Origin of the sequence: Sphingobacterium shayense, assembly GCF_013179575.1 — a bacterium.
GTDB lineage: Bacteria > Bacteroidota > Bacteroidia > Sphingobacteriales > Sphingobacteriaceae > Sphingobacterium > Sphingobacterium shayense.
Window position 1 is genome coordinate 1 of record NZ_JABMCQ010000173.1, and the last position, 8,393, is coordinate 8,393.

The following is an 8,393-nucleotide window of genomic DNA, read 5'->3' on the forward strand; positions in this document are numbered from 1 at the left end:
TCCAGAAAGGATTTCATATTATAACCATAGTGGCTCCCTTACGGACTGGAAAAATTTCGGGAAATGGGCACATGATATGTTACTTAACGGAAAACAAGATCTCGGCCCAGATGTAAAACAGAAAGTCCTAGATCTGACCAAAAATGCGTTATCAGACAAAGAAAAAGCAAAGATTTTATATAAATACATGCAGAATAAAACCCGCTATGTAAGCATTCAGGTTGGTATCGGGGGGATAGAACCCTTTCCTGCAAGCGATGTAGAAAAATATGGGTATGGCGACTGCAAAGCACTAGTAAATTACATGCAGAACCTATTATCCTTCGCTGACATCCCTTCTTATTACTGTGTCGTAGAGGCTGGATGGCAAAAGAAAAGCCTCCGATCTTCATTTGCAAATATGCAGGACGGCAATCATGTTATTCTTTGCATTCCTTTTAAGAACGATACGACATGGCTAGAGTGTACAAGCCAACTAATGCCGTTTGGATCCCTAGGAGATTTTACGGATGACCGCCTAGTTCTCGCCTGGACAGCCGAAGGCGGTCAAATATTAAAAACACCAACATACACTGAGCGAGATAATCGACAAATACGCCATTCCACATTAAAACTTGTTGACCATAAGCATTTCGAAGGGAAAATGGTAACAAAATTCTACGGCACACAGCTTGATAACCATTTAGATGTTTTACGGGCTAACCCGACAGATAAGGCAAAATTATTAGCAAAGCACTACGACATTAATAATATATCTTTTGCGGCTATTGATTACCAAATGATTGAACAAGACAGTTCATATGTACAGGAAAACCTCAATCTTAGTATTCAACATATAGCACGGACGACAAATAGTAAGTTAATCATACCGACGACACCATTCAGTAGTTACGTGAACCTTCAACGCAATGACAACAGGCAACGCAACGTCTATATAAACCGTGGTTTTACTGACAAGGACATCCTTGAAATTGAACTGCCTGAGGATGTCAACAAGGTCATGACTCCCATTAATAAATCCTATGAATGCCCTATGGGAACTTTTGAATTCATCGCTAGAATAGAAAACGATAAATTAATCTGTCTTCGAACCTTAACGATTAAACAAGGTGAATATAATGCTGATCAATACAACGTCTTTCAGGATTTCTTAAAATCAGTGGGACAAACCGACCGTAGTCGGATTTCGCTGGAATTAATTCAATAAGAAAAATAAGACGGTACTGATTAAACAGTACCGTCTTATTTTTCTTATTTACAAATAGTCGCTACCTAATAAATATAGGTTAATACGAATTATCGTTTCAATTCAATGGTATTTTTTTCCGTTTGGATTAAACGGTTATAAAACTCCTTTAAATTAAAATATTCCTCTGGTAGAAATATCGATTTATTTATTTGAGTGGTCGTTTCAACGAATAACATATCGTCTTCCTGTTTAGCAGAATAAATATATCGCGCACTTCTTTCGGGAAGAGCTAGGCTAATCTTATCCTGCAATCCTTCTTTCGTCCAAACGTATCCTTCTGGAAGTTTAATAGTAATGCTATAATTTTCCTGTGTTTTTGCAGCCATATCTACCGGATATGACCTTTCTTCTAAATTAAACGGGTTTTTCGTATGAGCCCCAAGAATAATAGGCTGAATCTGTAATGAGCCATTGCCAGCACTTGCAAAATCTACAATTTCAATCTCCATCTTTTCTTCCAATAACAGGGTTTCGTTTTCTCGGTTTCCAACAGTTGAATTCGACAGAAAAAAATGGGTGTTTTTTTTGGCAAAGTTTTCGAAATATTCTTCGACAGAGTTATAACCCTCAAACTCTGTTCGTTTGTTTGAAGCATTATACCCCCCACTATACAAAGCAAGTTCTCCACGTAAGGTACCCTCTTCGTCAAGTTCACCGTTAAATATAACCCGCCTGCTGGATACCAAATTCGCTACCAACGGTACCCAATCGGAATTGCCCGTCAGCGGAATGTTACGTCCTTGATAATTTATGCATTTTAGGGGTAGATTTCCGAACGGCTCGTATGGAGTACTAGCATCTAAAAAATAGTCCGTGTCCCCTATTCGAGCACGCGCCACCACATGATTAAAGTCTGTAATACCTGGAGTATAAAGTCCTGGATAACCGTTATCTCTGGTCGATAAAATTATAGCATCTGCAGAAATTCCAGCGTAGTTTAGCGCGTTGACCAATGCTAAATTAATATCGGCGCTATTACCCGTACGGGTCTCCAACGCTTTTTTAATTCCGACATCTGCAAAAACACCATGCTTTTTATTCCATTTTACTTGCTGGCGAATATATTTATAGATTTTGTTAGCCTTCGAATACGCGTCATCATCATTACCTATCACCGGATCTATAAATTCACGCAATTGGTTTTTACGTTTCAATTGTCCACCAAACGATTCATTATCGACTAATGATTTCTGAACATCATCCCATGTCATTGAAAAAGATTTTGTAACACCAAACGGTATAGAAAACCTAGAGAGCTCAAACGAAAGGATGGACATAAAATTTTTCGAAGCAGTCATGTAATCTTCCGACACAAAAGCTGGAATATTTTCCATTGTATAGGTTGTCTTATCTCCCCGAACTTCCCCAACTTCTGAAACCAGTTCCGTATTATAATTTTCCACCTCTCGGTTCGTGACAGGCATGCCTCCCCGTAAATTCACTTGATAGGTACAGATCTCGGGTATTCGAGTCACGAATTGGCTTTTCAATTTCGGTATATCGGATTGAAACTCCCATTTGTTCAGGTTAAAAAGAAACGGAGACTTCGTTTTATAACGCAGCTCGATAATAGCCCCCTCCTTGACTTGCGGAAAAGCCACTTTGACTATATTTAAGGTACTAGATGTTTTTTCCGTAATAACATTTTCTTTCTCTAAAGATGTTTTCATCAATTGATCTCCCTCTAGGTTATAGGTAACTCCTTTAATGTCAACTAAAGTCTCTCTCGAGTTATTATCGATATATAATGGTATCGAAAAATCGCCTTCGTCATAGCCTTCCTTCGTCAAAACCTTCAATGCAACGTGGTAGTAATATTCAATCTCGAAACCTTTGTCTCGGATCGGGCTCAGCTCAACATTCGCATATCCATATTCTTTTAGAACAACCGCCTCGGGCGAACTGTTAAGCAACTCGCTTTCAATGTTGAAATCGGAATTTTTGATTTTTCCAAACGAAAAATCCTGAGCCTGGACGGAACAAATCCATGCCGAAAACAATATACCCAGTATATATTTCATAAAAATTAATAATTAGTTTCTCAAAAGTAACAAAAATCTAAACACGAAGAATAAAAAAAGCGTCGGATTTTACAAAACCGACGCTCCTACTATCTTGCCTTTGGCGATCTAACGATCTATCCCTGTATACTTGCCATCTAGGTCAAATAAGAGATCTGGGTCTTCCGTCAATAAGTCGACGTCATAACCCGAAACTTTCTTTTCAATCCCATTGATTTTATCATTCGGGTATTCGCCCATAACATAAGCAACAATTGGCTCCAAAATAAATCCTGTCGGGATTACAACACCGTCGGATCCATCTACTTCAGTCCAATCGCCTTGTGCATTAAAATCGACCTCGACACCACCTTGAAGACTTACAGAGTATTGGGTCCCTTCTTTTTCAACTTTATTAATACTATATCCATCAAAATACGTATCTAAAAAGGCTTGTGAGGTGGCTGGAATTTCATTAACAGGAACTACTTTTTCGTCATCGCAGGATATAAAAGCTACAGTCGCAATCATTAGCGACAATCCTAATACTGTTTTTTTCATATTTTTCTTTGTTTAAAGTTATTTATTCTTTTGACTAGTCATCTATCCGTATAAACTCCCCGTCAGACCCGAATTCTAGATCAAGGCCGTTAGAGATTTCGACGTCAAACTTAGCGCGTGTTTGCTCTATTTTTTGAACGAAAGTTTCTGGAAAGCTGCGTTTGATGTATGCAATTATTTTCGTGGGAATAATAGCCGATGGAACTGCTTTTAATTTACGCTTAACTTCTTCCCACTTACCGTCGCTATCAAATTCAATTTGGGTTCCGTCGTTAAAAAAAACCGTGTATTCTTTCAAGATAATATATTCGGTATCCATAGACACACGAATCACTTTATTCTGATCGAAATTATTCTTAATAAATGTTTGTGCTTTTTTGGGTAGCTCGTTGAATTTAATCTCCTTATCAGCAGCCAATGCTGCACCTGTGATAAGTAATAAAACAGTCATCGCTAAAATTTTTCTAAAGGTCTTCATCTCTATACCAATTATATTTTTATACTACAAAAGTATGTAGGGAATTAGGAAAGATTTGGGAAAATTATCTTATCTGACACTTATTTATCGAAAAAATAAATAAGATTCTAATCTTCAAACTTAAGTGTAAAAATATGCATAGCTCCACTAAAGGTGTATTCCAATGCAAGCGTAGGGTATAAATCCACAATCGATTTCACAATAGCTAACCCGAGTCCATTTGATTGATCATCTTGCGATCCTTTATGAAAACGACGAAAAATTTTATTAATATCAAGTCCACTACCAGTTGCGGAATTGGCAATAGAAATAAAATTTGGGCTTGAAGATATTTCGATCACGCCCCCCTCATAATTATGTCGTAAAGCGTTTCGTAACAAATTTGAAAGGAGAACGAGCGCCAAATCGGCGTTCATATGACATACGAAATGTCCCTGAATCTGCCGATGAAGCTTAATATTCTTAAATGATAGTAAATCTTCGAAGTCTTCTGTCAATCCTTTTATAATATTCGACAGATCAACATCTTGTTGTGATTTATACTGTTTGTTGTCAATTCGCGATAACATTAACAAAGCTCTGTTCAAATTCACCAAACGTAATAGTACGGATTTAGCTGACGATAACCCTGTTAACCGTTTTTCGTCTAAATCGTCCTCTGCCATCATCAATTCCAATTTATTTATTGCAATTGCTAAAGGAGTTTGCAATTCATGTGATGCATTTTCAATAAATAGCTTTTGTTCATCAAAAACTTCCTCATTCCGTTTCCACATCTGTCGAATTTCACTATCCAAAATTTTGAATTCTCTTACGTCACTCATCAGAGGTTTCAGTTGTTCTTTTTGGCCAAATCGATAATGATTGATATTATTCAAAATGCTATTAAAAGGCTTCCAAGCCCTTCTTAAAACATAACCATTGACAAGATACATCGCAAGCACAAGGACAATATATAGCACCACTAGCGCCACAGACAGATCATAAATTAAGTCATCCTCCTCAACCGTGGAGGTTCGAATCTCAAGCTGATAAGGGCGACGGTCTGCGGCATAAAATCCTGTTCGTAACACGCGGTAGGGCTCCTGCTCGTCGTCGTAAGGCATATAAAAAAATTCCGAAGTCAGTTGGTTCTTTTCTGTAAAAGTCAATCCATTAGCCTCGGATATCCTAAATTGATTCACACCAAATTCTGAAGTTTCCAAAAGTGTAGGATTCTCGTATATCGCCCTCAAAATCTCAATTTTTTGATTTTTTAGGCCGTCATCCACGTTGTCGTAGACCTCATCCAAAATATATGCATAAAAAAGCGATGCCCATAATGTAATAATTACAAGAAAAGCAATGCTCAAATAACGAAGAGTATAATTCCTTAAAGATACAGACATAATTTATATGAGCTTATATCCAACTCCATAAACGGCCTGAAAGTCAATTTCTGCGTTGGTTTCTTTTAGTTTCTTACGTAAATTCTTAATTTGTGAATAGATGAAATCGAAATTCTCGGATTGATCAGCGTCATCTCCCCAGATCGCCTCAGCGAGTGAACTTTTTTCCACCAGCTTTGCCGGTCTTATCATAAAATGATATAATAAATCATATTCCTTCCTGTTTAGCTGCAGATCCTTAGTTCCGACGGTAACACGTCGATCCTCCGGATAAAGACTAACATTTTTAAATTGCACGACAGACTCGCCCTCTTGATTCGAACGGCGGATAATTGTCTTAATCCGCGCCAAAAGTTCGAGGAGATGAAATGGCTTGCTTAAATAATCATCTGCTCCCAACTCAAGCCCCTGTATTTTATCCTCCACCGAATCTTTTGCAGAAACGATGATCACAGATTCGCCCTTCCCAAGTGCCCGTATCTCTTTAAGTAGCTCCATTCCTGAACCTCCGGGTAACATAATATCCAGTATGACACAATCATACGTATAGTTTGCCAATTTTGCGAGCCCGCTTTCAAAGTCACGCGCTGTCTCTACAATAAATTTCTCCTGCTCCAAGAATGTTTTGACGACTTGAATCAAGTTTATTTCATCTTCAACAATTAATATTTTCATGCCTAATCTAAACTACAATAATAACCTCGGATTTGGGAAAAATTTAGGAAATTAGGATAGTATCATACATTTTCATAGAGGTTGGCTATTTATACCTTGCAAATATTATCTTTGTTAGGCATTATAGCATGTATATTAAATCGCGTAGTGTTAAACAATTATGCGGTTTAGGCGTTGTTATGGTATAATTTCATTGATTGAATAACAAAAATATATAACAAAAACCGCTTTGAATCGATTCGGACGAATAGCTTTAAAAACCATACTTTGGATTATAGGTAGTGTAATCGCCATCATTTTATTATTCATTTTTCTAATTCGCCTGCCACGTGTACAAAACTATGTAGTCGGGAAAGTTACAACGTACCTCGAAAACAAGATCGGCACGCCCGTAGACATCGGGTATGTCAACATCACTTTTCCGAAGAAATTAGAACTAAATAATATTTACTTTGAAGATCAGTCCAAAGATACATTGATTGCCGGCGAAAAAATCACCGTAGACATAAACATGTTTAAGCTTTTGCGTAACACTGTCGAAATAGAAGAATTTATCGTACAAGGCGTTACAGCCAAAGTAAACCGAACCTTACCAGATAGCACGTTCAACTTTGACTATATCATGGAAGCCTTCGCCTCGCAAAAAGACAGTTCTCCAACTGCCGATTCGAGTGCGGCTTTGATTTTCGATATTGACGATGTTATTTTTGACCGTATTCACTTTATTTATAATGATCAAGTTATCGGAACCAGTGCCGATATAAAAATCGGTCATTTTGACACCAAACTTGAAACTTTTGATCTATCAAACAATATGGCTTTTTCGATGCCAAAAGTCAACCTCGATGGATTACATGCAACTATAAAACAGTGGGAAGCCATAGCTGAGGGAGAAGCTCCGTCTATTGAAGATTTCGGGCTTCAAGATTCATCCAGCGTTGCTACCTCGTTGCTTCCGGACATTGACATTGAAGAATTAAAACTAGCAAATATCTTTGTGCAATATCAAGATGAGTCGTCAGCAATTGATACTAAATTTAAAATAAATGAATTAGTCGCAGACGTCAAAGAAATCGACTTAAACAAGGAGATTGTAAGACTTGGTGAAGTCGCTCTTGATGGCTCCGACTCGGATATACTTTTGGGGAAAACGACATTATCCGCCCCCACCAAAGATCAAGAAACTACGCCGATAAATTGGAAGGTATCTGCAGATAGATTAGTGATTAATCAAACTAATCTCAAATTCAAGGATGACAACGAAGCTCCTCTGAAAGGGTTTGATTACTTCGACATAGATATTACAGATTTTGTAGGAGACTTGAATGATCTGTACTATTCTTCTGATTCTATTTCAGGATCCCTCAAAAACTTAACCGCGAAAGATCATTCAGGATTCTCTATAAAAGCCCTGCAAGGGGACTTCATATATGGTAATCGAGGACTGCAAATCCAGAATCTATTAGCCCAAACTCCAACAACGACCATACGAGATCATATTAAGATTTCCTACCCATCGCTAGATGCATTTACGGATAATCCGAGCAGCGTGCAGATCGAAGCAAGGATTAATAAGTCGACCGTAGACATGGCTGACATTCTCTATTTTGTTCCTGAATTAGACACAATGGAGGTTATGAAACCTTTGCTAGCCCATTCTTTTTTCATTGATGGACGGATCCAAGGGACGATGGATAACCTAAACATTCCGACAGTTGAATTTAGAACGCTAGATAAAACGCATATTTTGGCTAGTGCAATAATTAAAGGCTTACCGGATACCGAAAAATTAGATATTGATCTAAATTTAAAAAAATTCACGACGGGGCGCACCGATCTAAATCGACTAATCGCTAAGTCCATGCTCCCGGACAGTATTAAATTTCCAAACGCGGTGAGCCTCTCTGGAACGTTTAAAGGGGGATTAAGCGGGTTCGATGCCAATATGAGTTTAATTACAGAACAGGGTAATGCGACATTTAACGGAAACTTGTCCATGGCGCAAGATACGACCTATGATGCATATGTCTCAATCGACAACT

Annotated in this window: 7 protein-coding genes; 2 read left to right on the plus strand and 5 right to left on the minus strand. The window is 37.9% G+C overall.

Going from position 1 to position 8,393, the window contains the following annotated elements; translation table 11 throughout:
• Positions 1-1,207: transglutaminase-like domain-containing protein (locus HP439_RS15965; RefSeq protein ID WP_484592849.1), on the plus strand; the 1,207-nt coding region annotated here is incomplete at its 5' end.
• Between the two features lie 89 nt (positions 1,208-1,296).
• On the opposite strand, the gene HP439_RS15970 is transcribed toward HP439_RS15965, so the two are convergent.
• The 5 genes from HP439_RS15970 to HP439_RS15990 form a co-directional block, all read right to left on the minus strand.
• Positions 1,297-3,270, minus strand: coding sequence for a DUF3857 domain-containing protein (locus tag HP439_RS15970; protein WP_172391335.1), 1,974 nt, complete (start codon positions 3,268-3,270; stop codon positions 1,297-1,299).
• A 108-nt stretch (positions 3,271-3,378) separates the two neighbouring features.
• The gene (locus HP439_RS15975; protein ID WP_172391336.1) at positions 3,379-3,810 is read right to left on the minus strand and encodes a PepSY-like domain-containing protein; all 432 of its coding nucleotides are present in this window, start codon (positions 3,808-3,810) and stop codon (positions 3,379-3,381) included.
• A gap of 34 nt (positions 3,811-3,844) precedes the next feature.
• On the minus strand, positions 3,845-4,261 hold the full coding sequence (locus HP439_RS15980; RefSeq protein ID WP_172391337.1) for a PepSY-like domain-containing protein: 417 nt from the start codon (positions 4,259-4,261) through the stop codon (positions 3,845-3,847).
• A 134-nt stretch (positions 4,262-4,395) separates the two neighbouring features.
• On the minus strand, positions 4,396-5,676 hold the full coding sequence (gene porY / locus HP439_RS15985; protein WP_172391338.1) for a sensor histidine kinase: 1,281 nt from the start codon (positions 5,674-5,676) through the stop codon (positions 4,396-4,398).
• Between the two features lie 3 nt (positions 5,677-5,679).
• A complete protein-coding gene (locus HP439_RS15990; RefSeq protein ID WP_172391339.1) occupies positions 5,680-6,351 on the minus strand; it encodes a response regulator transcription factor in 672 nt (223 codons plus the stop codon).
• A gap of 229 nt (positions 6,352-6,580) precedes the next feature.
• Here HP439_RS15990 and HP439_RS15995 point away from each other — a divergent pair.
• Positions 6,581-8,393 (plus strand): AsmA family protein (locus HP439_RS15995; protein ID WP_172391340.1); only part of this gene is annotated, 1,813 nt, incomplete at its 3' end.

What these genes read in the sequence shown, in the direction of transcription:
- HP439_RS15980 (WP_172391337.1), bottom strand. Translation starts at nt 4,261, where the DNA reads ATGACTGTTTTATTACTTATCACAGGTGCAGCATTGGCTGCTGATAAG.
- HP439_RS15990 (WP_172391339.1), bottom strand. Translation starts at nt 6,351, where the DNA reads ATGAAAATATTAATTGTTGAAGATGAAATAAACTTGATTCAAGTCGTC.
- porY (WP_172391338.1), bottom strand. Translation starts at nt 5,676, where the DNA reads ATGTCTGTATCTTTAAGGAATTATACTCTTCGTTATTTGAGCATTGCT.
- HP439_RS15975 (WP_172391336.1), bottom strand. Translation starts at nt 3,810, where the DNA reads ATGAAAAAAACAGTATTAGGATTGTCGCTAATGATTGCGACTGTAGCT.
- HP439_RS15970 (WP_172391335.1), bottom strand. Translation starts at nt 3,270, where the DNA reads ATGAAATATATACTGGGTATATTGTTTTCGGCATGGATTTGTTCCGTC.